This window comes from Paenibacillus sp. F4, assembly GCF_002894905.1.
GTDB lineage: Bacteria > Bacillota > Bacilli > Paenibacillales > Paenibacillaceae > Paenibacillus > Paenibacillus polymyxa_B.
On sequence record NZ_POVS01000030.1, the window covers coordinates 1 to 1,394 of the forward strand.

General features: G+C 41.2%; 2 protein-coding genes. Both read right to left on the reverse strand.

All coding sequences use genetic code 11. From position 1 onward, the window contains the following. Positions 1 to 257: 257 nt before the first annotated feature. Positions 258 to 641, reverse strand: a complete 384-nt coding sequence (locus C1T21_RS26030) for a YopX family protein (RefSeq protein ID WP_103050283.1) — start codon at positions 639 to 641, stop codon at positions 258 to 260. Positions 642 to 686: 45 nt separating this feature from the next. Then, positions 687 to 1,364: a hypothetical protein gene (locus C1T21_RS26035; protein WP_103050284.1), complete on the reverse strand. Its 678-nt coding sequence runs from the start codon at positions 1,362 to 1,364 to the stop codon at positions 687 to 689. Between the last annotated feature and the right edge of the window lie 30 nt (positions 1,365 to 1,394).

A 1,394-nucleotide genomic window follows, 5' to 3' on the forward strand; every position in this document is an offset into this window, starting at 1 on the left:
GGCTCCAAGCGGTGACTCAGAATCCCTTCCTCCGAACAAATCAACTCCGACCCATTCAACAATTTATATATCCGTTCACTCACCTTTACCGCCTCCATTAAAATGTTTGTAGAACAATACCGACAGCATCGTGTAAATATCTGTATCATAGCCGCAGTATCTGTAATGCACGTATCCATCTATATCCTCGTACAGCGCAAAAACCAGTTCGCCATCTTCGTCCCGATAAAAGCGCTCTATGCGGCGTTTTAAGTGTATTATCCCAACTTATTCTCTCCTTGTAGCAGCTCCGGGTTATCGTGTATGTTTCCGATAGGTTTTCCATGCTCATATATACCAGTCAACATCCATGCATTTACTGCCCATTCTGCATGTTCTGTACATTTCACAACTCCACGTTCCAGCGCACCGTTTGACCAGGGTCTTGTAAACTCGTAAATATCACCTTCCCATACACCGTAATTCGGAAGATCTATGAACTGACCTACTGTTGCAGGGTCTACCTTTTGCCAAAACTCTGTGCAGAAATATTCACTATCCCATTCCACTATCTCACCGACAATTACGTCCTCGCCTATCAGATAACCATGAACCCACTCGCCGTTATCTACTCGTTTACCACGGAATTTAATATTTCTCATGCTTATCGCTCCTTATAGGGGTATAGGGTAAGAGGCTGTTATGCCTCATTCAAATTCAGGGTTTCCAAACTCCGTTTCGTAATCATCTATGACCAGTGTTGCTTTTTGAGTCCACATCTTGAACAAAGTCGCATCCAATCCGTACATTCCACCCATAATCACACGGTTATCGAATTTCTTATCTGAAACCTCGGCTCTTGATACGGTCATATCTTTTTCAAGCGATATCATGTATTTGCATTGGTACCACTCAACATCTTCTTTCGGGTCCATATATACGTACTTGGTTCCGTATTTTTCCTCTACAATAACCGTGATTTGCTCAACCTCTTCATAAGACAGTTCTTCAAGTTTAAGTTCATCCTCAACCATTTCTTTTACTAATTCTGACAATCTATATTCATTCTTCCCTGTTCCTAACAACTCTTGTAACTGCTCTTGTATTCTCGCTGCGCCTTCTTCATGAATCGAACGCTCTATCTCACCTTTAATAACGTTCAGAATAACTTGGTTGTACGAAGGGATGTCCAACTTATCGAGATTGATTTGCAATTGCCCTTTTACCGTTTCTTTCAACCCTTTTCCGAAGTCACTCCAACTACGCAAGGAATCTTCGACAACATCCTTAATAGTTTCTTCTAGTTGCTTCCTAATGATTTTTTCTACGTAGCCTTCTTCGTTTAATGCTGCCAATTGGTTATTAATGATTAAGTTCATATCCATTTCTTATCTCTCCTTTGGTATAGGGGATGC